The sequence below is a fragment of the Paenibacillus sp. FSL H8-0537 genome, from assembly GCF_038051995.1.
In the GTDB taxonomy this organism is placed as follows: domain Bacteria; phylum Bacillota; class Bacilli; order Paenibacillales; family Paenibacillaceae; genus Pristimantibacillus.
The window spans coordinates 179,718-204,083 of record NZ_CP150290.1 but is presented as its reverse complement, the minus strand read 5'-3'; the positions used below and the strand labels follow the sequence as shown (position 1 = coordinate 204,083).

Genomic DNA, 24,366 nt, shown 5'->3' with positions numbered 1-24,366 from the left:
TTATATTAGCATGATTATTTTTTCTTTGTCAACTCAGAGGGCTATATGAAAATACCCAGAATAACCTTTCTGGGCAAGGCGATCACCATTTTTTGTTTAAAGACTGCAGTTCTTGCTGGAGGGCATCCCTTAGAGAAGTAGATTGAGCAAAAAATTCATTAAAAGTAGCCAGCGCTCTTTTAAATTTGTCTTCACCAAGCTCAGTTAAACAGGTGTAAACCCCTCTGCGATCATCTTCGCAAACATGTCGTTGCAGGGCACCACAATTTTTGGCTTCCATTCGACCAACCAGCCTTGATATCGCACTTTGACTTAAGCCGACCATTTCTTGCAATTGCAGTAATCTTAATTTTTTCTCGCTGGTTTGAGATAAGAAATAGAGAACATAAAACTCCTTTAAGGTTAAGCTGTATTTCTCCTGTAAAACATTTTCTAATTCATTATTTATGTTCGCCTGTAAGCTGGTAAGAGCGAGCCAATTATCTAGAAGTTCGTTATTGGTGTTGTCATTCATACAAGTTTCACCTGTTCTATTCCATAGAATATAGTCATTCGCATATTCATAATCTATTAAGCATGAGAGATGCGAGCTTAAGCTTTCAATCTGATATATCAAGTATTATAACGTTTTTTCTATAGCTAAACCAGTAGCAGTGAAATCCTTGCCAATCTGCATTTGGCTTAGGATATCTATTTCAAATTAGAAACTCGAGCAAATTCCATTCAAAATATTCTGCCCGTTTCTTCAAATAAAAGGGGCAGTCGCTTTATCGACTGCCCCTCCCCTTATTTCAGCTCCTGCTTAGCTTGTCGGTGCTGATGGCGTATAATCCAGCAGATCAAACAGCTGCGCTTTCTCCAGCTCCGTCAAGTCTCTCCACTTGCCAATAGGCAGCTCGCCTAATTGAATGTTCATAATGCGGACACGCTGAAGCTTCCGCACATGGTAGCCAAAGGCTTCGCACATTCTGCGAATTTGGCGATTGCGCCCCTCAGTTAATACGATGCGGAACACGCGCTCCGAACTGCGCGTCACTTTACAGGGCAGCGTCATGCTGCCCAAAATTTTGACGCCCTCGGACATGCCAATGACAAACGATTCGCTGATCGGACGATCTACCGTCACAATATATTCCTTCTCATGCTTGCCCTCCGAACGCAAAATCGGATTCACAACATCTCCGTCATTCGTCATGAGAATAAGCCCTTCAGAATCTTTATCGAGTCTGCCAATCGGAAAAATCCGCTCCTGATGGCGCACATAATCAACAATGTTGCCCTCAATATGCAGCTCGGTCGTACAAGTGATGCCTGCGGGCTTGTTTAGAGCAATATACACATGGCCCTTATGCTCTCCAATTCGGTTGCCATCAATACGCACATCATCGCCGTGCTCTGCTTGACTGCCCAGAAGCGCTGGGCTGCCATTAATCGTTACCCGTCCGCCTTCTACCAGCTTGTCTGCTTCCCGACGCGAGCAATAACCAGTTTCACTAATAAATTTATTAATCCTCAACTGCACTCACCTCATCCAAGTATGCCGCTCAATCTGCTATCCATATAAACCTGCAGCGCCTGCTTTTTCTACTAGTATACCTCCGTCGCCCCCTTCTTTCAAAGTGGGAAGCGTAATGGTCACCGTTGTTCCGGCATTCACTTGGCTTTGAATATCAATCATGCCTTGATGGCTCTGGATAATGCGTTGGCTGACCATCATGCCAAGTCCAGTGCCGCTCTCTTTGCCCGTGAGGAATGGACTTCCGATTTGTGGGATCATTTCCTCCGGAATGCCGATACCTTCATCAGCTATTTCTATGGTAATGTGGCTTACATTGCGTTTCAAGCGTATGTATATCGGACCGCCGCTCGGCATCGCTTCGATTGCATTTTTCAACACATTAATGAATACTTGCTTGAGCTGATTTTCCTCACAGGAAATCTCGCAGGACTCTTCGGTGAAAACGGTTAGAAACTCCGCATTATGCAGATGTGCCTCGCTGTCCAGAAACAGCAGCACATCGCGCAGCACCTGCTTAACATCCTTTACGGTAAACTGTGTTGCCTGAGGCTTTGCCAAAATCAAAAATTCGCTGACGATCAGGTTAATACGATCCAGCTCCGACAGCATCAAGCTTGTATGCTGAGCATTGCCCGTTTGATTTTTCAGTTGAAGCTGGAGAAATCCCCGCAGCGTCGTCAGCGGATTGCGAATTTCATGGGCAACGCCAGCCGCAAGCTGCCCTACCGTCGTCAGCTTCTCGGAGCGGCGCAGCAGCTCCTCCATCTTGTTGCGGCTCCTCATGTCGCGGGTAATGCTCGCGAAGGCCTTCACCTCGCCTGCACTGTCTCGAATCGGGGATATCGTAACGCTGACAGGGATGACTTCACCCAGTTTCGTTAAACGCTTCGTCTCCTGCGCAGGAAGCACCTTGCCCGCAAGGAGCGAGGCAATGATCAGCTTCATTTCTCCCCGGTGGCTTTCCGGCGTGAGCACGAGCGAACAACCAAGCGCCTCTTCCGCTGTATACCCATACAGCTGCTCGAAGGCTTGATTTACTTGAATAATGATTCCCTGCAAATCGACCACATGGATCGCATCACTCGTATGATTAATGAAGGATTGCAAATAATTTTTCATCCGGCGGTTTTCTTCAAAAGCCTTGCGCAGCTTGTCCATATAAATGCTGAGATTTTGCGACATCGCGTTTATTTTCACTGCAAGCAGACCAAATTCATCCCTGCTTCTCACTTTAATGAATGAATCAAAACGGCCGTGAGATACTTCATTGACCTTCCACAAAATCGATTTAAGCGGACGAAGCAGCATGCCCGACAGCAAATAACTGCCCAAAAGGATAAATAACATAAAAATGCCGGCATACTTCAGCCAATCCCTCACCTTGTATGCAGCCCGATCATGAAAGTATTCGTAGCTATAGACGATACGAATAACGGCAGGCTGCATATTTTCATTGGTGTAGTAGCTCTTTAAATAAGCTACCCCGTCCATTTCAAATTCATTGACCCGAAAAAGGTGATCCCTGGCTGTCTGATTAATCAGCTCTTGTTCAAGCTCGGCCTCATAATGGCCCTGCTCGCCATAAATAAGATCATAGCTAGCTACGCTCGTAACCTGCTCCTCATGATCCCGCGGCCTTAATATCGTGATATCCAAAATGCAGGCGTCCCACCGCTTCCAGTTTTCAATCATACTGTGAAATTGCTCCTCCGTCCCTGCGTCAAGAGGTGTGCCCTCGGCCACCTGGCTATTTGATAAAAATAGCGTTTCGGAGAGCTGTATAGATGCTTTGCTCAGCATGCTGCCAAGATTTTTGTGCATATTGCGAAACATTGAATATTGGTCCACAATGAGTAGGGTGACAAACATGGAGAAGAATGCTATCGCAATAAGTAAGCAGAGCTTGAGTTTGAATGGCACTACGAAGACCACCTTTATCGTCGTAAATTCGAACGACTTATCCACATTCTATAAACAATAAGCCCTACTTATGCACATATAGGTCGAATATTTTGTGCATAAAAAGGTGTATAACTAAAAAGTTATCCCCAAAGTTATCCACCACATGTTAACAACAGAATATTTGTTCGCTGAATAAATGCTATTGATTTTACAGATATAGGAGGGATTTCATCATGCTGAGAGAAAAGGAAGATGAATTTTGGATGCAACAGGCTATTGAGGAAGCCAGAAAAGCCGAGCGAATTGGTGAGGTTCCCATAGGAGCTATTGTTGTTAAGGATCGTGAAATTATTGGAAGAGGCTACAATTTGCGGGAAACGCAGCACGACCCTACTGCCCACGCTGAAATGGTCGCCATTCGCGATGCCTGCAAGGAGCTCGACGCTTGGCGGCTGCTCGACTGTACCTTGTATGTAACATTGGAGCCTTGTCCAATGTGTGCTGGGGCTATCGTGCAATCAAGAGTAAAGCGTGTCGTATATGGAACCGGCGATCCCAAAGCAGGATGCGCAGGCACGCTAATGAATTTGCTGCAGGAGCCGCGTTTCAACCACGAAACGGAACTGACTAGCGGCGTATTGCAACAAGAATGCGCCACAATGCTTACCCAGTTCTTCAGGAAGCTGCGACGTAAAAATATATAATTGACTAGTCGTTTTTACGGCGCATGGAAGAACCAATCATCTCATCACGCTGCATCTGTTGAAGGGCAACGATTAATTGATCTGCCTCCTCGCTAATCGCAAGAACGTCAGGGTCTGTCAGACTACCTCGTGCTTCGGCTATCTCATGGAGCTTTAGCCTTAGCGATTGCAATTGATCGAGTAGAATTATTTTGTCCATAGCTCGCTTCGTGGCCCACTCCTTAAATATAGCGCTCGTGTGGCAATTTTATTTTATTATACGCTTATTCCGGTGGGCTGTTTGTAAAAACGTGTCGACAATCACCTATAATTTTCAGGCAACTTTCGACAAAATCAGGATTAGCTTCCAATATAGTAGTCCATATTACCCATTTTTTGATTTTTGATGATTAACCAAAACAGCAACATATTGGCAAAGTTGACATTCATGAATGGTTGCTGCTGTTCATTTCTTCATTTGGGAAAGTCCTTTTTATTTCCCCGACAAGCAATGTCGATTTATCAACCGCGATTTTGTCGTATTACATCTTTTTTTGTAAATGAAAGCTGACATTAGTAGGAGGACCGCGGCTATCGGTACGGCTTCCTTATGCGATTCGCATAGCATAAAGGCAACCTATAGGTAACACCTATATACAGCGCCTATATTCTTTTAAAAAAAGCCTTACCGCCTGACGATTATCGTCATGGGGCAAGGCTTCTCACGCTTTTAAGATGCTGCACGCATTTATCTCAAACCTAATGTCTGGTGTTGAACTCAGGATTCCGTCAGATTGTAGGAAATCATCTGATCCGCAATGTCTTTCATCGATTGGCTTGAGCTCTGCAGGCGCTCGATTACACTCGTAAAAGCGCTAACCATGGAAGCCTGCTCCTCGGATGAAGCCACAATTTGCGAAATTTCGCGCTCCATGCCTTTAATCGACGTTTGGATGTCGCCAAGCGCCTTTTCAATTTCAACTGTCGCTTTTTTGGAGTCAACAGACAGCTTCCGCACCTCGGTGGCCACGACACCAAAGCCTGCTCCCGCTTCGCCTGCGCGCGCTGCTTCAATTGCCGCATTAAGCCCTAGCATATTTGTCTGCTCGGATACCTCTTTAATAAAGCCTGCTACCTTGGTGATTTGCTTCGAGTTTTCCGCTGTTGTTTTTGAATTTTTCGAAATCTGCTCGCTCGCCGTATGCAACTCCTCGGAATGGGCTGCCATTTGCTGCACCATCTGCACCAGATGCTCCGTAATGGAGTGGCTTTCCCGTACAAGATGCTCCAGTTCATTCTGACTCGTTAAATTATAAGCTACGCAAAATACAGCTTCTACCTCGCCATTTTCATTTTTAATTGGTATGTTTACAACATCCATCGCAATTCCAAACGCTTCCTCGGGTATATGGGTGATGCTTTCCTCCCTGCCGTTCTTAAGCGCGGCAAAGTTCATAAAGCCCGCATTAAGCGTATCGCCTGTCTTGAAGCCCATATCGACTCCCGGCATAGGCAAATAATAAAGCATATGAGTGCGGTCATATAGAGTCAGACTTGCACTCTCCCTCATCATTTTCTGAATGTAAGGCATCACGTGGAGCATAGCTTGAACTGTATTCATTTTATTATCCCTCACTGTCTATTCAAGTTGTTTAATTATATTTCGGTAAAAAACAGGCAAATTTGTAGGTCTTTCGAATTATTTTTTTATTCATTTTTTAGTGAACTTCTTTATAGAAGTTCGACAATATGTTCCACATGGAACATTATCCTCCTCGAATGCTGTTGAATCCACGATCCGAAGGAAAACCAAAAGCCGCTTGTTTCGGAAAATTGCTGCTTACAGCAAGCTCCCGAAACAAGCGGCTTTAATCGACTTCATACAGCTTTAAGCCGGAATATAATGTTCTTTTGGCAAGCGAATGAACAGCCTTATAAATGCTTATATTTTAAAATAAAATAATGCCAGCCGCTCCTGCTCCAGCAATGATGATAAACGGATGCAGCTTGTAGCGCATCAGTAAATACAAGCTGCCTGCAACGATGAGCAGCATTCCCGCGAACGGCCAGCTCAGCATCGCACCATCATTCGGATATCCGAAATGAATGGCCGCATAGACCATTAGGCCGGTAATCATCGGCTTTAATCCGTAAAAAGAGGCTGACAGCCATTTATTATTTTGGAGGCGAAGGATGAACGCTGACACCACAATCATGAGCACCAGCGACGGCAGTACCATGCCAGCAGTCGATATGATCGCGCCCGTGATGCCGGCGGACTGATAACCGAGCAGCGTCGCGGCATTTGTTGCAATCGACCCCGGCGCCATCCCGGCAAGGGAGACGGCCTGCTGAAATTCCCCTTGCGTCATCCAGCCTCGGGATAGAGCCTCGTATTGAATAATCGGAATAACCGCGTAGCCCCCCCCAAACGAGACACAACCTATTTTCAAAAAAACAATGAACAGCTCTCCGAGCATGCTCCGTCCCCCCTCTCCATTTCCCATCTAAATGTAATATTCAATTTCGCTGCTGCTTCTGCGGACGGTGGCTTTCTCGGTCAGCACCTTCATCCCCAGCAGCTCCTTACCTTTCGTGAATACGATGCCTCCAAGCAGCCCCGCCATGACAACGTATATCGGATTAATCGCAGTAAACAGCAGAACGGTCAGCGTCACAACCGCTACGAATGTCGTAGCAATATCAAACAGCGCCGCACGCGCCATGCGGTAAGCTGCCATCACCATTAAGGCAATGACCGCTCCATTTATCCCCTTAAGCGCCGCAACCAGCTTCGGATGATCGCCAAAGACGCGCATAAACAAACCAAGCAGCAAAACGAGCAGCAGCGTAGGAAGCGTGATGCCGACAATGGCAATAACCGCCCCTGCTGCGCCCGCCTGCCGATAGCCGACCATCGCTGCCGCATTGACGCCTACTCCGCCGGGTGCGGACCCTGCGAGCGAAATGAGCTGCGTCCATTCCCTTTCATCCATCCACTGCCGCTTCTGTACCGTCTCCCGCTCGATCATCGGCATCATTGCGTAGCCGCCGCCAAACGTTGTAGGCCCAATTCGAAAAAATATCCAAAACAGCTGCAGCAGCATGCCCAGCCTTTTATTTTGTCCATTTGCCATGAGGTTCCCTCCATTGATGGGGTGATGCTTTCTCACTATTATATCATCTTTATTCCATTTTGGTATTAACTTATTAAAAAATGACTCATTATTTCATCTTATCGATACTATTCGCTTAATTTATGAGTGATTTCAATTGAATTAATTTCTTTTTGGAATAATGTTTGAGACACCCTTGAACATAGCGACTGTCCATGAATTACGATATAATGAGGAGTGGTACTATCATTTTTTCATCCTATCTACAGTAAGCAGGGATTAGTTATGTACAAAGCGGATCGGGACGTTCCCTCTCATAAAGAGCTTATTTATACACAAATCGCCGAGCAGGGCACCGTGTCGAAAGCGGAGCTGCTGGACAGGCACAAGCTGACGAGCAGTACGCTCACGCGTGTACTGGAGGAGCTGGTGGCGGAGGGGTTGATTGAGGAGACGGGTCTTGGTCCCTCCAGCGGCGGCCGACGGCCGATTTTATACCAGATTCATGCGGGTTACCGGTACATTTTCGGACTGGAAATTTCTCGTTTCTCCTCGACGCTAGGCTTATTCGATATGCAGCTGAATCAGAAATCACTTGTGCGCTGGCGGATGGATGAGGCAATGACGCCGCAGGCGCTGGTCGACTACGCGTCGCAGCTGATGCGCACGCTGCTTCGGGATCACCGGATCGAACGGGAGCAAATTCTGGGCATTGGCATTGGGGCGGTTGGACCGCTTGACCGGAGCAGCGGGATGATTTTGGACCCGCTGTATTTTGCCGCTAGGGGCTGGACGCAGGTGCCGATTTGCCAAATGTTTGAGGAAGCAACCGGATTTACAGCTTTTCTTGAAAATGGCGCCAACACCGCGCTGCTCGGCGAGCGCTGGGCGCTGCGCCATGAAGACATCGAGCATGCGCTGTACGTGCATGCCGGCGTCAGCCTGCGCTCCGCGATAATGTCCTACGGCCGTATCGTCCATGGCACGATGGATATGGAAGGCTCGATCGGACAGATGATTATTCACACTGATGGGCCACGTCTGTCTCCGGCAGGGAATTACGGCGCGCTGGAGGCGTACGCTTCGATTCAGGCACTGGAGCATCAGGCACGCTCCCATGCGAAGATGGGGCAGGACTCGCTGCTCAAAGCCTATTCCGTCACACCCGAGCAGCTGAATTATGAAGTGCTGCTGCAAGCCCTGTCGGCGGATGATCCGTATGTGCAGGAGCTATTTCAGCAGTCCGCCGTCTATTTCGGCGTCGGCCTGGCGAATTTGATTAATATTTTTCACCCGGAGCTTGTTATCTTGGGCGGCGCTTTAATTAATTCTAAGCCGATGTATTTTCAGACCGCTACAGAGACTGCGAAGAAAAACACCTACTATTCTCCCGCCTATGAGCCGAGGTTTTCCAAAGGCCAGCTCAAAGAGGATGCCGTCGTGACCGGGGCAGCGCTGACTGTACGCAATAAGATGCGGATTTAATAAACGTGATGCTATTGGCGCAGCTGTATGTTGAATCCTGAGCTGGATAGGCTGAGCAAGGGGGTCGGCAGATAGGAAATGTTGCTTGATCACGCCTTCCATGGTAAAATAATCAATGCTGCGCGCCCGTAGCTCAGCAGGATAGAGCGACAGTTTCCTAAACTGCAGGTCGTACGTTCGAATCGTATCGGGCGCGCCATAAAAAAGCCTTTAAACCCTTATTCCATAAGGGTTTTTCTTTTTCCTATTTTTATACAATTGCGCCGAAAAGGAAACTTGGGAACAAGTTGGGAACATTTTTTTGTTTCTTTTTTTGGCCTTTATTTGCTTCGAAAAGCATCCCCGTCAACCTGATGATTGACGGGGATTTATATTCCAAATCGTTTGGGATTTTAAATTACACCCTTACGTTTGAGCAAAGTGACGAAACGATAAAAGTCAGAACTGCTGCTGCGATCTGCGCCTCGTTCGGATCGTAAGCTTAGATCAGGAAAGCCAGCAGGACAGATTGAAGGATCGACGGAACCATGGTAAAATTGCTCCAAGAATCGACACCATCCGAGTTTACTGGGGAGTCTGTTTATGAGATCGGAATCTACTACATTTTCAATGAAAATCATGACCATTTTTTTAGCGATATCGCTTTGTACCGCATTCGTTTTCGTCATTTACTTTCAGGATGCGAACAAATCCAAAGATGATATCAGTATGGAGATTCTACAAGACAGTTCAGGAAACATGACCTTGTCCGATGTTAAAGTCAGCGATCAATTCGTAGCTTTGCCTGGAAATTATTCCAAGGTCGGCTATTCTCCGGTCCGATTATGGTTCAAAATAAAATTAAACCGGTATAACGCAGATGAAATCAATTACCTTACAATAAACAACCCTCTTTTTGAAGATGTAACGATTTACCTCCCGACAAATAACGATTACATAATAAAGCATTTCGGGTACGCGTATAAGTGCAATTCCGATGAGACCGGCTATGTCTACCCCGCATTTAAAATCCCGCCTCCTTTTGATCATAATCAGTACATATACATGACAAGCAAATCGTTATACGGACAGAACTTTATTGTCGGGCTCGTAAATGACGATCTCTTTAGGAAGACAAGCATGATAAATGTCTGGGCAGGAGGTATATTATTCGGCGTTTTGGTGGCTTTGTTTTTTTATAATTTGGTCACGGGCTTAGCCATAAAAAACAAAACTTTTATAAAATACTGCTTTTTTGTTTTTACCACCTTATTATGGAATGCAGCAACGACGGGCCTTTTAAACATCACGGGCTTCAAGTACGCCTATTGGCTTGCGGAATATTCCACAGGCATCGGCATTCTCATGTCGCTTGCTATCGCCATTTTTATGAGAGCGATTTTTCAGACCCAAACCAGGTTCCCCAAGATCGATTTTTGTTTAAAGCTGCTCATCGGTTACTTCCCGATCACTTTATTGCTGTTTTTTTTCATCAATAAAGAGCTGGGAGCATTTGGTGCGGGCGCATCTTCTATTGTGTTTGTATTGTATTTTATAATTATGTTTAAAGGAATAAGGAACAAAATCATCCGTTCACCGCAGCTCATAACGGCATGGCTCTTGTGTTTTGTGTCGGTAATCCTGTTTTATTTGATGGTTTTCGGAGTGCTGCCTCAAAGTTACATTATTATTTATTACTTATTTTTTCTTTCTTGTGTGTCCGCTACCGCCTTTGCCTTGTCTCTCGCAGAAATTATTAATGATTTAAATAAAGAGAAGCAACGCAATCAGATTCTTTTTGAAAATTCCGAAATTCAATCCAAGCAGTTTGAGCTTGCTTTTATAAGGGCACAAATGGATCCGCACTTTATTCACAACACCTTGAACGTGATAGAAGGGGTCATTGCTGAAAATAAAGAACAAGCAGGAAGCTTGGTCAACGATTTATCCCATTATCTCAGAAATATATTCGATTACAGCAATTCGGAAAGATATATTTCTATCCATGAGGAGCTGGGTGCAGTCATGTTTTATGTTCGCATTGAGCAAGCTCGGTTCCCAGGGAAAATATTTATCAACTATGAAATTGATCCAGGCATTCAGTTAAAGGTGCCGCGCCTCGTTATTCAACCCTTGGTAGAAAATGCGATTAAACACGGGATACGTAAAAGGAAAATTGCAGGAACAGTCACAATCAGGGTTAAAGAGCTTGAACAGGGCTACTTCATAGCAGTAGAAGACGACGGCGTCGGCATTGATGACGCGGACAAATATAAACTGCTTGAATACTCGCCGGGCAAGGGCATTGGACTTGCCAACATAAACGCGCGGCTTACGGCCGAGTATGGAACGCAGCTTCAAATCGTCAGTGAGAAGGGTAAAGGAACTGAGGTTCGTTTTGACTTACCCAAAAAGGAGCAGCCATGAAAGTTATTATTGTAGACGATGAATATTATGCGCTGCGGAACTTGAAGAGCAAGTTGGAGAAAATTGCGGATGTCGAAGTCGTTGCGGTGTATGAAGATCCTGCAACAGCCTTGGAAGAAATAAGCAGCATACAGCCCGACCTTGCTTTTCTGGATATCGAAATGCCGGAAATCGATGGCATAACCTTACTCGGGATGATGTTCAAAAAAAAACCGGAAATGGATTTTGTTTTCACAAGTGCTTACCATGCCTATGTGACAGACACGCTTGAAACAAAAGCGTTGGATTTTCTCGTTAAGCCGGTGAAGTTCGAACAGCTTTATGTCACCTTGGAAAAAATTAAAAAGATTAGAAGCAAAAGCAGCGTGGGACACAAAATTGAGATACAGTGCTTTGGCGATTTTGCCGTATTCATAGACGGGAATTTGATCGACGACAATTGGCGAACCAAAAAAACGGAAGAGCTTCTCGCCTATTTGCTATGCATGAACGGCAAGTACGTGTCCAGAGAACGGATCATTAATGAGTTGTGGCCCGATTTGGAGATGAATAAAGGTTATGCAAACTTATATACGACGCAATATAACTTAAAGAAGCGATTCAACGCTTTTGGAATCCATCATTTGATCAAGAGTAAACTCGGTAACATCTGGCTCAACATCGAAGACATTAAAGTGGATTTGTTGGAGTTCGATTACTTCAGTAAAAATTATAATGAAGATAAGAGTAATATGGAAATCCTCGAGCAAATGGTGGAGCTGTACAAAGGCATGTTATTTGAAAATAAGCTTTATTCATGGACGTTAAGTATACAGCAATCTTACGATGTAAGTTTCGACCATGCATTGAATATTCTGATCCAGTTTCATAGGGAACGCGGCGATGAGACAAAAGCCCAGTACTATGAGATGAAAAAAATGCTCTGAACAAATAGCATTCTGACAAGCAAAAACGGCTTTCGCCGTCCTTTGGCGGCTATGCTCACGTTTCGCGTAGACGTATAGAGAAAGTATGAGCAAACTTATATACTTTCCTATACGTAAAATAAAATCGCCTGCATGCTGTCACCAGATGCGGGCGATTTTATTGTTAAGTGCAATGATTTTCTATGAACTTACTGTATGACAAAGGTATACGTCTTTTCCGTACCGTCCTCTGCGGTTACGACTAACCGATCGGTGCTTTGCAGATTTCTTCCGTGCCCAAGCTCCGCATCGTTCTGATCATAAACTTTGTAGCTTCCATTTAGAGGCCCGATGATATCATTAGTAAAGGTCATATAGTAAGTATACAGAGGCACAGTAATCGTCCCTGCTACCGGATCAATTTGAAAGCTGGGCGACAGCGATGTCAAGGTTACGTCGTTGTACAAAATAAGATAATCCGCACTGGACGAGTCTTGAGCGGTAACGCGTACGATCATACCAGAAGTGATATCGAACGTCTGATCGTTTACAGGTGTCAAGTCTTGATCCAAAACGTTGGCAGTAGCGTGCGGCGATACCGTTAACCCGCTCAACAACTGACCTACGGTCAGGGTGCTCGGAACCGAAAGGCTGCCCCCTCTCACATTCCCGTTCACATTGGACAGAACCGACTTGGCGCCGCTAAGCACTGGCGACGGTGTCGATGTTGGCGTTGGCGTCGGTGTTGGCGTCGCCGTCGGTGTTGGCGTCGCCGCCGGTGTTGGTGTCGGCGTCAGTGTCGGTGCTGGTGCCGATGTCGAACAACTCCACAGTGCTGAATAAGCTACGTCTTGGGCAGGCATTGTGCTTGCCAGCGCAGGCGACCAAGCTGTAAAAGTACAGCCTGATTTCGTTACGGTTGGTGCCTGTATGGCAGCGCCGTACTGAACTTTAGATGTGGAACCGCCTGTGCCCCCGTTTGCATTAAACGTCAAATTGTAGCTGTTGCGCTGATAGTAACGCATGATTGTGAGGCTTCCATCGGCTGCAATCGTACTCGATGTCAATGCTTTACCGCTGCTGTCATAGGCTATGCTATGGTCGTAGGTAAAACCGGTAAACTGCTGGATCGCTGGCGCCGCAAGCGCGCCGGTTGTTCCTTGAAAGCTTCCCGTACCGGCTTCAACATAAAGCGAAGTGCTTCCGAGACCTTGCAGCCTGTCCGAAACACGGTAAGGCGTATCGGTACGTACCTTCCAGGTCGCTGTGTAAGTGGTGTCGCTTGATGGCATTGTGCCTGGAATTGCCTGTGACCAGCCAGCAAAGGTATAGCCGGGTTTTGTGAAATTCGGCACCGCACTGCCCGGTACCTTCGAAAAGCTTCTGGCCGAATACACGACCGAGGTTCCGCCCGGATCGGCATAGAAAGTCATTTTGCGCGTGGCAGGCAGGTAATCGTAGCTCAGTTTCGATAAACCGGTTCCGGCTATTGTAATGGTTCGTGTTGGCGGTGTATCATAGCCTTCGATTTTTATCGGTACTGGCGAGACAGAAGCGCCTGCCGTACCGGAGAAGGTATCCACTTTCCAGGTGTTGCGGTCACCAGTGTTGGGATCAACCGTAATGTAATCGACCAAGTAAGGTATATTGGTATGTGGTGTCCATTGCGCATAAAGCGTTATATTTCCTGTTGGCATAGTGTCAGGAATAATGTAAGGCTTCGTTCCTGCAGAATCCAAAGCCCAACCCTTGAATGTAAACCCAGTCACTTTGGGAACGTTTGTTAATCTGTTTTCTTTTTTGACTGACGCGTTGACCGGCAGTACAACCCGCCCGAAATTGTACAATTGAATTTCGTCTGATACTAGAACATTAGGATTCAAATGGATAGAGCCGTAACCGCTCTTGTACCAGGTCAAATTAATATTGCGCGAGTAGGGAAGGGAATTTAAACCCGTCGTTGAGCCCTTCCACGTTACGGTCATCCTGCTGGTGAGAATTTCATCCGCAGCATTTGGCGATACGGTTACACGTAATGTATTAGGATTGTACTTAAATTTATCGTTATTAAAAGTAATTGTGTAATTCTGTGGACGATCCTTACCTGTAATGATTTCGCCCGTTACCAAATTCAAATCTCTCAGCTTAAAGGCGTCATCAATTGACGGGAAAGTAGTTTGCTCCATGGCGACGAAGGAAGGTGCATCTTCTTGTTCATAGGTGAAATCGATGAAATGACCATTCGGCGTGCCAGCTCTATAAAGCGGCCAGGACTCGCTATAAAAGAGGTCGGAATACGAGTATGACCCGCCGAAGATCTGCGCCCCCCACTCTGCCTCCGCATACATACCGATCTCCAGCAACAGTGCTCCTAATGTTTTTGTCTGTGCGGAAGATGACTTTTCGTAATAGAAATACCCGTAGAGCTGGAGGTAGGCGCCTCCCTCTGCTGTTATTCCGACACTGTCCAATTCGACATGGAACAAGCCTGCCGCCAGTTCGAGACGAATTCCTGCCTTCAGCCCCAGTGTTCCCATCACATAGAAATAGAAATTATAGGTGCCGTCGCCCGGCAAATCCACCGTGCTGAAAGAAGGCGAGCCTTCGCTGAGTTTAAAGCTGGCTGTATATCTCTTCGCGGATTCATAGCTGAAGCCGATGCCCAAGGCAATATTCGGATTCATGCTGATGACAAAGCTTCCTTTAAAGTTGATATGAAGGAGACCCATTAATAGGTGTTTATCGTATTCGAAAATTTCTTCTTCTACCAGGTCAACCCAATCCGTCTCGTTCTCCAGCATGGCTTGGTAGCTTTCCACCAACGTATCAGCGTTTACCTTGGCTGGAGCGGAAGGAGACTGCTTCAGAACCGCTTCCAGTTGCGCCTTGATGTCTACTTTATTTTTGGCAGTAGCCCAAATATTCGCGTAAGCGTCAAGCGGAGTATTCGCTGGCACGGTGCCGATCTGCGCAGACGCGTCAATGCTCGTGAACGTGAAGGCGTCCAGATTAGCGCTTGCTTGATAGTCTTTGGGATACGGAAGATCAAAAAGTCCCAAATCAATATATCCCCAAACCGTATTGCCGTTTACACCCACGCTCAAAGAGATTTCTTCCGTAAATGCAGAGCTCATATGGATAAGGATATCGTTGTCCGCACCTGTCGAAACTTGAATATCGCTTGAAACGATAAGATTCAGACGCAAGCCGCTCTTTCCCTGGAAATGGGATAATTTCGATCCGATGTCTGCTGAAACCTGCAAGTTATGCAGGGTAACGTCCGCGTTCTCTTCTCCCGGTGCCCCGGATAGTGTACGGACTTGCGGCTTTTTGTTTTTTGGCAAGGTCGATGAGGCGCTGGCTGCGAGCAATGTTTTGACGCTCTCGGTTTGCAAAGCCGCGGTTGACAAATAGTTTGCAGCTTGATCAACAAATCCGCTTGTCAGCGCTTGCTGCTTGATTTGACCCTCCAAAGAAGCGATATCGGCTTGCGACAGCAGGTCGGCTACGTCAATCGTTTCCTCCTTATAAAAATCCAGAGCGTGAGTGATGTCATCTTGCGAAGCATCGGTATAAGCAATGACATAATGATTCCCTGAGCTCGAGACGGACGTCACTTTTCCGTAGCCTGAAGAGGCTCCCGTACGCATATTGACGAGCGCGAGGAAGTCCCCGACTCTGGCAACGGTAGCGCCGTTAAGACCCATAGGCGCATATTTGGCGTCGGAATAATCCATCGACGCCGGAGCGACTGTGATCGAGCGGTTCGTACTGTCTCCGTCGGTGTCCGACGCAGGGTCGACCGGCAGCACGTTCGGTTTAAGCAGAACGTTCATTGGGTTTGCGCTAGTGTAGGAATAGATATTCCCCTTGATTGCAGTGATCGCTACATAGGCGATATCGCCATCATCGGAAGTATCCAAAGTGCGCAGATCGGTACGAGTCCCTTCATAAACGGAGACGGTATCGCCCACTTTCAAGCTCGTATTTCCGTCATATTGAAAGGTACCGCTCGCAATAGGGGACGAATTCGAACCCGATCCACCTCCAACGTTCGCGCTCATTACAGCGATCGAAGGGGAAGCAACGGGTACGCCATTCAGGCTCATCTGCGAGATATCGGAAAACTTCAAATAAATCATGTAAGGATTTAGAGGCAGCTGCATAACCTCTTGTTTGGCAATACTAAAAATATAATTTTTAGTCGTTGCGTCTTTGCCTGTAAATGCGAGTCTTGTATCCTTCAAAGTGATTTGATAGGTGCTGCCCTCTTCAAATGCACCGCTTTTTGCAGCTACAGTATAGTTGCCATTCGAGCCGGTTACCGCAATTCCTGCAAAATCAGGATTGGACGGAGATTTGAATGTCATGCCGGCTTGAACAGCCGCCGCCGTCATTTTACCTGTAGAATCTTTCACGGCTACCCTAAAGTTTGGTGCCTGATCCATTGCGTATGCATTCGGAGTAATTATTACAGCATCATCGGACGATGCAATATAATTGGCATACAAGGTCATGTCGCTCTTAACGGTATCGTCATTCATGACCGGTTGCGTAAAAGCACGATCCTTATACCAGCCATTGAAAATGGAGCCTTGCTTGAATGCGAGCGGAAGCTGATTCAGCGATTCGCCCCGCTTCAGACTCAGGCTGTCGATCGGCGAGCCGCCGTTCGGATTAAAAGCAACCGTATAGGTTATGCCGTCGCTGGCACTCGCAACTTTGTCCGTACGCATAAAAAGCGCGGCCGCTTCAGCGCGAGTCGCCTTTGAATGCGGCTCAAAATTGCCGTTTGCATCCCCGGTAAACAAACCGGCCTGCCAAAGCTTTACCGCTGCATCAACCGCCCATGGAGAAATGTCGGATATGTCGTTAGGCGTAGATGTGCTGTCGTTTGTTTGATAAGGGACACCATCGCTTTCAAAATACTTCAATGTCAGCTTTGCCATCTGCTCTCTTGAAATAGCGGCGTCCGGCGAAAATCTATTGCTGCTGGTTCCGCTTGTAATGCCGCGTTCAATTGCCCATTGCACATAAGGCGCATACCAATCGCCCGGCTGCACATCTGTAAATGCGGAAGTTTTGTATTTACTTGCATCCACTTTGGCGATTCGCCCAAGTACAGTAACAAACATGGCACGGCTCATGGTTGCGTCAGGTGAAAAGCGATCTTTGCTTGTGCCGCTGAATAGGCCATTGTGCTTGACATACATGACCGCATCGTAGAACCAGGCCGAGGGTGTCACGTCTTCAAACAAGCTTTGAGGCGCGGGCTGTGCAGCCGTTTGGTTTGCTGCCGCATATTTGATAGTAATCGGTGAAGCGGCAGAAATCCCCGGAGGCACTAAGGTTACGAGTATACAAAACAATAGCAAAATACTTATTAGGCGTTTATACAAGTTCAATTCCCCTCCTCATAATCTTTCAACTTGCAGTCAATTACTGATCTTACCAGAAGGATCTAAATGGGATCTGAACACAGTTCCGGCGATTGCGACGAAATGCAATCGACCGCCCAGACTGCGAAGCGGAAAAACGAGGGGAGGAGGACAATGTGAAACTACAAAGGATAAAAAAAGAAGCCCTCCTCACCTAATCGTTGAGGGGGCTTCCAAAAATCTATGCCTATCGGATCAGCAGCGGACTAGCCCCGCATTTCACCTTACTTCCTATCTAACAGCTCATTCAGGCATACCGCCCCATGCTCACGCACATTTACGACCAGCACCGGCGTCTCCAGCATTCCACCAATCCATGACATGTAGGCTTCTGCGTGCTCGTTAGGAATAATGGTCAAAAACACTCCTGCGAATCCTCCGCCATGAATGCGGCATGCGCCAGCGCCGATTTTTTTTAAATAGTTTTCGGTAAGGGACAGCGCGATTGCAATCTCCTGGTTTTGAATAGCTCCGCTTTGATACACGTTCTGAAGCCATTTCCAAGATGAATTCCCCGAGGCCGTAATGAGCGTCAAGAAATCATTGAACCGATTCTCTTCAAGAGCCAGCACCTGCTCATCGACGCGCCCATTTTCCTCAAAGAAATGCAAGGCGCGCAGCACAGCCCGATCTCCAGCCGCTGCTCTAACCGCCTTCAAATTAGCGTAAATATCCTCTGGCGACAAATCGCGGCATACCGATGCTCCTAGCGATTTGGCTACCGCATACATCTCATTAGGTACAGCCGCGTAGTCTTCCGTTAAATCAGCATGATTCCCGCCTGTATTTACAATGACCAGCGAGTAGCCATTTTTCTGAAAATCCCATCGAACGGGCTTGATTACAGGCTCCTTAGGCGTCTCAAAATCAATCGCGATTAAACCGCCATAGGCGCAGGCCATTTGGTCCAGCAGACCGGACGGCTTATTCCAATAACGATTTTCAGCAAATTGGCCAATTTTAGACATAGAGACAGCATCAAGTGTCCCATCATTATAAAAATGGTTTAAAATCGTACCGATCAGCATTTCGAAAGACGCAGATGAGCTTAACCCCGATGCAGAAAACACATTGCTCGATATGTAAGCATGGAAGCCGCCTACCTGAAAGCCTGCCTCAATAAATCCGGCCGCAATGCCGCGAACCAACGATGTCGTGCCATCATCTCCAGATCGAGGCTGTATATCCTGAAGATCAATCACATATTTCGTTGCATAGCCTTCCGAGAAAAAGGTAATAACAGGCTCATCTACCTTCACCGCCGCTCCAATCGTATCCAGCGTAATGCTTCCCGCTAGAACCTTGCCGTGATTATGATCCGTGTGGTTGCCTCCAACCTCACATCTTCCAGGGGAGCTAAACAATCCTACCTCCTGCTCTCCAAAATACGCCTGAAATTGTTCAACAAGCGACTGATACCGGCCAGTTTGCTCTACGAGCTGCTGCTTGCCATACATTTGGACAAGCAGCTCCTGTCCCTCGGACGTTTGCAGCCTGTTTAGCATTTGATTACTCATCTTAATTCCTCCTATATGTCACCTTTAATTGACTTAATATACTTAATAGACTTGATTAACTAGCTAAACTTGAGCCATAAATCGCTTAACTCTTATCTACAGCGGCTTCATTACAATTATCTCAAATAATACCCCTATAGAGTAGGGCAAGAATGCAAGATATATACGATCTTCTTAAACGCCTAGTCCATCCTCCCTAATTCACGTCCTATATAGGAATATTTCACTATTTTTTACAAATTCATATCACTATAGCAGATGTTCACATGCTAGAATATGGACGAACGCTAAGATTAATGATTCATGGGAGGAATGGAATGGATGAAGCTTACACAACGGAAGTCATCATTGTCACACAAATGGATCAAGTCGCTTATCGCTCTATCTGTCGCTATTCCGCTGCAAGCTGGATTATGGGGCGCCGCGACAGCGGTTCACGCTGAAGGCCCTACTGATCCGGCACCTTTTATCCAGCCTAAAGTCGTGAACGAAAACGCTGGCAAAAAGATTTTGTTCGACAATACCCACGCCCAGACAGCTGGAGCGGCGGATTGGGTCATTGACGGCGGCTTCTCTGACTTCGGCGATGCACTCGCTAATGATGGCTATTATGTTCAAGAGCTTCGCAAAACAACCCCGTTTACCTACAATGATTTAAAAGATTACAGCGTGTTCGTCATCGCAGAACCCAACATCCCATTTAAAGCAACGGAACAAGCTGCTATGACGCAGTATGTAGAGGGCGGCGGCAGCATTTTCTTCGTTGGCGACCACTATAATGCGGATCGCAACAAAAACCGCTGGGATGGCTCCGAAGCGATAAACGGCTACCGCCGGGGAGCCTGGACAGATCCTACCCAAGGCATGAGTGCAGACGAGCGCAGCTCAGAGGCTATGCAGGGCGTAACCAGCTCAGACTGGCTGTCCGACCATTTCGGCGTTCGCTTCCGCTACAATGCGCTTGGCGATATAACCGCTAATCAAATTGTACCGCAGGAGCAAGCCTTTGGCATCACCGCTGGCGTATCGGCTGTTGCGATGCATGCGGGCTCCACGCTTGCAATTACCGATCCGACCAAAGCTAAAGGCATCGTATACTTGCCGCAAACGAATCAGGCTTGGGGCAGCGCCGTAGATCAGGGCGTATATAACGGAGGCGGCGTCGCCGAAGGGCCTTATGTCGCCGTTTCCAAGCTGGGAGCAGGAAAGGCTGCTTTTATCGGGGACTCTTCTCCGGTGGAGGATGCTTCTCCCAAATATTTGCGCGAGGAAACCGGAGCGCGCAAAACGACCTACGACGGCTTTAAAGAGCAGGATGATGGCGTATTGCTCGTGAATTTGGTCAATTGGCTCGCTGAGCAAGAAAGCTACACGAGTCTAGCCGAGGTTAACGGACTGCAATTGGACAGCGTTACGGCATTGCTGCCTTTTGAAAATCCCGCTGCTTCCACAGAACCGCAGCCAGAACCGTGGTCCGCGCCAAGCGCGGGCTACAAATGGTATGACCGTTCTACGTTCAAGCCTGGCTCATACGGCGGACCGACATCAAGTGCCAACGCCGCTTACAGCTTCGTCAAGCAGGCAACGCTTCCGAATGCACAGGATTTTCAAATTCGCGTTGTCGCCGACAATTTGCCTGCCAATACGACTGTATCGGGCTTTAGCGCAGGCATTTATTTGAGCGGAGGCACACAGGTCGCCATGGTTCAAAATGAAAATGGCACATGGCCGACTGCCTACGGCTACAGCTCAGCTTTTAGTGTCACATCGGATAGCAAAGGACATGCCTTTAAAGATTTGACCGTCCGTATTAAATCCGGCACGTCAGGGGCAGCCAATTTGCGCCTGCGCTTGAACGGAAGCAATCTGCTTACAAATGCGGTGACTGTAGGCAATGTACCAGCAGAGCCACTTCCCGAAGAGGAAGGTCCGATTCCAGCTCTAATCCCTATTGCAGAGGCTCGCATGCAGCCCGTCGGTTCGACCGTGACGGTTGAAGGCATCGTGACGACTGAGCCGGGCGCATTTGGCGGACAAGCTTTTTATTTACAGGATAATTCGGGCGGCCTTTATGTGTTTCAAAGCACAAGCGGCTTCCATCAAGGCGACCGCATTAAAGTGACCGCCGCTACTGCTCTATACAATACGGAGCTTGAACTGACCGATATAATCGCCATCGAAAAAACCGGCACAGCGCCGCTGCCGGCTCCCGTTGCAGCAGACCGCATTTCGGCTAATAACCAAGGGCAGCTTGTTCAGCTTTCCAATGTAACGATTCAAAACTTGGCAAGCGCCACGCCTGCCGGTTCATTCGAGTTTGATGCAATCGATGCTGCCGGAATCAGCAATCATATCCGCGTAGACACGCGCACAGGCCTATCGCTGGCTTCATTCCCTTATGCCGAGGGCCAGCAGATTAGCATTACGGGCGTTGCCGCTATTTTCAAAGATGTCTTTCAATTAAAGCCACGCGGGCTTAGCGATTTCACCCTGCAAGGCGATACAGCCGCTCCAGAGACCACGGCTTCCCTTTCCTCTTCGCCGAATGGGGCGGGATGGCTGAACCAAGACGTCACAGTCACCTTGACAGCAACCGATGATGCAGACAGCTCCTCTCCTGTGCGTACAGAGTACGCTATTAACGGGAGCGACATACAAGTCTATGAAGCCCCAATCCTTATTAGTGAGGAAGGAAGCTCTGTCATTTCCTTCTACTCAACAGATGCAGCTGGCAATATAGAAGCCGTTCAAACGTTGACGGTCAAGCTCGATAAATCTGCACCAAACGTTATTTTGACACAGTCTGGGGGCGCGATAGCTGATGCTTCCGAGACGGATACGCTTATTTTTGCGCTGAGCAGCTCGGATGCCTGGTCTGGTATTGCTAGTGAACAATTGCTGCTCGACGGCAAGCCTGTTAACAGCCCTTATTCTACAACAGGCGCTGAGCTTGGCTTGGGCGCTCATACGATTGCCTACTCTGTAAAAGATTTTGCTGGTAATGAAGCATCCCATCAAGCTTCTTTCAGCATTACCGGCCAGCCTCTGGCGGTTGGTGCTCCTGGGAAACCGGTGCTGTCAAGCAACAACGGTTATGATACCGGCTTGCATGATGGCGATTATACGATATCCCTGAATATGTGGTGGGGCGACAATGGAACGAGCTTCAAGCTGTATGAAAATGGCGAGCTTGTCGATAGCCAGACGCTGCCTGATGTCTCACCCTCTGCCCAGTTTGCACAAACCCATGTAAGCGGCAAGGCCAATGGAACGTACACGTACACCGCTGAGCTTACCAATGCCAAGGGGACCACTCGCAGCGAGGTCTTAACGGTACGTGTCACTGATGCGTCTCCGGGCAAACCTGTCTTGTCTCAAAACAACTGGGACGGTGATGGCCAATTCAGCATTACAATGAACATGTGGTGGGGAACGAACGCGACGGAATACCGTTTGTATGAAAATAACGAGCTCATCGACACTCAGTCTCTGAAGGCAGCTGCTCCTGCTGCTCAAAGTGCCGTAACAGCGCTGACTAACCGACTGCCTGGTGCTTACGAATATCGGGCCGAGCTTGTGAATGCAGCCGGAGTAACGACGAGCGAGATGATCACCGTTCACGTTGAAAAATAGTTCTGCCTAAGCTGGCGGCAAGCTCATAGCACCGGGCAGCGGCACTTGCTTTTAAGTTCTTGCTCACACATTAAGCTCTCGCGCTTCCTATATGGAAACACGAGAGCTTTTTGATTTAGCAACTTACCTTCCAATTCCCCGCGCGAGGCGCGTCCAGCGGCTGATGCTTGCGAATATAATTTTCAGCGAGCATCGCCATATCCGTATCACCTGCAAAGAGGACCGGCTTGCCTGCATACATCGCATAATTGCCGCCGCCAGCCGCACGATAGCTGTTCATCACAACCGAATACTGAGCATCCATCTGCAACGGCGCACCGTCGCGATCAAGCTTGACGACCCTACTTCCCTCTGGCCGCGAAATATCCAGCTCATAGTCGATGCCCGCCCACATGTCATAGTTATAATGCTGCACCTTCGGCTCCATGTATAACGGATTAACCATAATCTCCCCTTGATCGTCCAGTGAAAAATAACACGCGGCCTGCTCCAACGCAGCCCGAATGTCCTGCCCGCTTAGCTCCAGTACCGTAAGCGTGTTCGGATAGATAAAATTCGCTAATACATCCCGCATCGTCACCTTGCTCCCAAAGCCGTGCGCCTCCTCGCTTAGCAAAGCAGCGTTAGAAAGCTGCGCCCCCGTTGCCTCCATCTGAACCTGATGGACAAAAGCAAGAAACGGATGGGCAGCCAGCCTCAGCTTAGAGGCATTTTGAATAGACAGATCGCCAATGATTTCGCCAATCGGCTGATCCAGCCAAGCTTGCGTGCGTTGCTCCAGCTCATCCGTAAGCGCTAGGACCGCGGCGTCAGGCATGGCAGACTCCTCTGGATAAAGCAGCTCAGCCCGCTTGCTCGTCATTTCCCAGCGTCCTTCGGCCTGCCGCTCCAACTGTACCGCAACATGGGCAGCAGATGACCCATTATAGCCCGTCTGCACAATCGTGACGCCATGCAGCTCCTCCACAAACGAACGGTGCTGATGCCCGGTCAGCAATACATCTATGCCTTCCACGTCACGGCAAATGGCATAGGCTTGATTTTCACCCGTCAGCGGTTCGGCTGGTTGACCTGTTGCAAGATCATTTTCGAAGCCACCGTGATAGCTGACTATAACGATATCCGGCTGCTCCTTGTCGCGTATGTGCTGGACCCATGTCCGAATCGTCTCTAACGCATCTAGAAAACGCAGCCCTTTCATATTCTGAGGCTGCTCCCAGTTGGGAATGTAGTGGGTGGTTGCCCCCAGCAGGGCGACTTTTACGCCAGAAGCCATTTGCTTGATGATGTACGGTGGTCCAAAAGCGGGCTCTCCACTTTGTGCATCCACGATATTGGCCGACAGCCATGGAAACTTTGAAGCCTCCACAGCACGATTCAGCATATCCAGACCGTAATTAAACTCATGATTGCCCATCACGGCAGCATCATAGCCAAGCTCATTCAGCATCTCTATAAAAGGATGCGTCTCATAGCTGTTTTGAAAGGCAGCAGCGTAGGCAGCCAGCGGCGAGCCCTGCAGCAAATCCCCATTGTCCACCAGCAGCAGCTCAGGTGCCCGAACGCGTTCCTGCTTGATTCGCGCTGCCAATAAAGCCAGTCCGTTATGGCTGTAGGCATTGGTCGGGTAATGAATCGGACGAATTGCTCCGTGCAGATCACTAGTCAATATAATATCGCAAGTGTACTTGTTCGTTTGCGTCATAATAAGCCTCTCCCTCGTTGCAGCATCGATTGTGCCGATGTAACTATTTTAGCAAAA

General features: G+C 47.8%; 15 protein-coding genes and 1 tRNA gene. 6 read left to right on the top strand and 10 right to left on the bottom strand.

Annotation, left to right across the window (positions count from 1 at the left end; genetic code table 11):
- Nucleotides 1–82: 82 nt before the first annotated feature.
- From MHB80_RS00880 to MHB80_RS00870, 3 genes are all read right to left on the bottom strand, one after another.
- Nucleotides 83–514 carry a MarR family transcriptional regulator gene (locus MHB80_RS00880; protein ID WP_341280416.1) on the bottom strand — a complete coding sequence of 144 codons (432 nt, stop codon included), beginning with the start codon at nt 512–514 and terminating at the stop codon, nt 83–85.
- Between the two features lie 288 nt (nt 515–802).
- Nucleotides 803–1,516 carry a 23S rRNA pseudouridine(2604) synthase RluF gene (gene rluF / locus MHB80_RS00875; protein WP_341280415.1) on the bottom strand — a complete coding sequence of 238 codons (714 nt, stop codon included), beginning with the start codon at nt 1,514–1,516 and terminating at the stop codon, nt 803–805.
- Nucleotides 1,517–1,552: 36 nt separating this feature from the next.
- The gene (locus MHB80_RS00870) at nt 1,553–3,439 is read right to left on the bottom strand and encodes an ATP-binding protein (RefSeq protein WP_341280414.1); all 1,887 of its coding nucleotides are present in this window, start codon (nt 3,437–3,439) and stop codon (nt 1,553–1,555) included.
- A 215-nt stretch (nt 3,440–3,654) separates the two neighbouring features.
- On the opposite strand from MHB80_RS00870, the gene tadA reads away from it, so the two are divergent.
- Nucleotides 3,655–4,125 carry a tRNA adenosine(34) deaminase TadA gene (gene tadA / locus MHB80_RS00865; RefSeq protein WP_341280413.1) on the top strand — a complete coding sequence of 157 codons (471 nt, stop codon included), beginning with the start codon at nt 3,655–3,657 and terminating at the stop codon, nt 4,123–4,125.
- Between the two features lie 4 nt (nt 4,126–4,129).
- Here tadA and MHB80_RS00860 read toward each other — a convergent pair whose 3' ends face one another.
- From MHB80_RS00860 to MHB80_RS00845, 4 genes are all read right to left on the bottom strand, one after another.
- Entirely contained in the window at nt 4,130–4,324 is a 195-nt protein-coding gene (locus MHB80_RS00860; RefSeq protein WP_046229618.1) for an aspartyl-phosphate phosphatase Spo0E family protein, read from the bottom strand.
- A 558-nt stretch (nt 4,325–4,882) separates the two neighbouring features.
- Nucleotides 4,883–5,725 (bottom strand): methyl-accepting chemotaxis protein, encoded by an 843-nt coding sequence (locus tag MHB80_RS00855; RefSeq protein WP_341280412.1) that lies wholly within the window; start codon nt 5,723–5,725, stop codon nt 4,883–4,885.
- A 328-nt stretch (nt 5,726–6,053) separates the two neighbouring features.
- Nucleotides 6,054–6,584, bottom strand: coding sequence for a chromate transporter (locus MHB80_RS00850; protein WP_341280411.1), 531 nt, complete (start codon nt 6,582–6,584; stop codon nt 6,054–6,056).
- A 27-nt stretch (nt 6,585–6,611) separates the two neighbouring features.
- A complete protein-coding gene (locus MHB80_RS00845; RefSeq protein WP_341280410.1) occupies nt 6,612–7,241 on the bottom strand; it encodes a chromate transporter in 630 nt (209 codons plus the stop codon).
- Between the two features lie 264 nt (nt 7,242–7,505).
- Between MHB80_RS00845 and MHB80_RS00840 the strand changes: the two genes are divergently transcribed.
- The 4 genes from MHB80_RS00840 (at nt 7,506) to MHB80_RS00825 (ending at nt 12,037) form a co-directional block, all read left to right on the top strand.
- On the top strand, nt 7,506–8,705 hold the full coding sequence (locus tag MHB80_RS00840; RefSeq protein ID WP_341280409.1) for an ROK family transcriptional regulator: 1,200 nt from the start codon (nt 7,506–7,508) through the stop codon (nt 8,703–8,705).
- Between the two features lie 122 nt (nt 8,706–8,827).
- A tRNA-Arg gene (locus tag MHB80_RS00835) sits at nt 8,828–8,904 on the top strand.
- Nucleotides 8,905–9,824: 920 nt separating this feature from the next.
- Nucleotides 9,825–11,111, top strand: coding sequence for a histidine kinase (locus tag MHB80_RS00830; protein WP_341280408.1), 1,287 nt, complete (start codon nt 9,825–9,827; stop codon nt 11,109–11,111).
- On the top strand, nt 11,108–12,037 hold the full coding sequence (locus MHB80_RS00825) for a response regulator (protein ID WP_341280407.1): 930 nt from the start codon (nt 11,108–11,110) through the stop codon (nt 12,035–12,037). Before MHB80_RS00830 ends, MHB80_RS00825 begins: the two co-directional genes overlap by 4 nt.
- Before the next feature lie 188 nt (nt 12,038–12,225).
- On the opposite strand, the gene MHB80_RS00820 is transcribed toward MHB80_RS00825, so the two are convergent.
- Entirely contained in the window at nt 12,226–17,415 is a 5,190-nt protein-coding gene (locus MHB80_RS00820; RefSeq protein WP_341280406.1) for an InlB B-repeat-containing protein, read from the bottom strand.
- Between the two features lie 263 nt (nt 17,416–17,678).
- Nucleotides 17,679–18,971 carry a galactokinase family protein gene (locus MHB80_RS00815; RefSeq protein WP_341280405.1) on the bottom strand — a complete coding sequence of 431 codons (1,293 nt, stop codon included), beginning with the start codon at nt 18,969–18,971 and terminating at the stop codon, nt 17,679–17,681.
- A gap of 321 nt (nt 18,972–19,292) precedes the next feature.
- Here MHB80_RS00815 and MHB80_RS00810 point away from each other — a divergent pair, with 321 nt between their 5' ends.
- Nucleotides 19,293–22,604: a chitinase N-terminal domain-containing protein gene (locus tag MHB80_RS00810; RefSeq protein WP_341280404.1), complete on the top strand. Its 3,312-nt coding sequence runs from the start codon at nt 19,293–19,295 to the stop codon at nt 22,602–22,604.
- 115 nt (nt 22,605–22,719) lie between these two features.
- Here MHB80_RS00810 and MHB80_RS00805 read toward each other — a convergent pair whose 3' ends face one another.
- A complete protein-coding gene (locus MHB80_RS00805) occupies nt 22,720–24,309 on the bottom strand; it encodes a bifunctional UDP-sugar hydrolase/5'-nucleotidase (RefSeq protein ID WP_341280403.1) in 1,590 nt (529 codons plus the stop codon).
- Nucleotides 24,310–24,366: the final 57 nt, after the last annotated feature.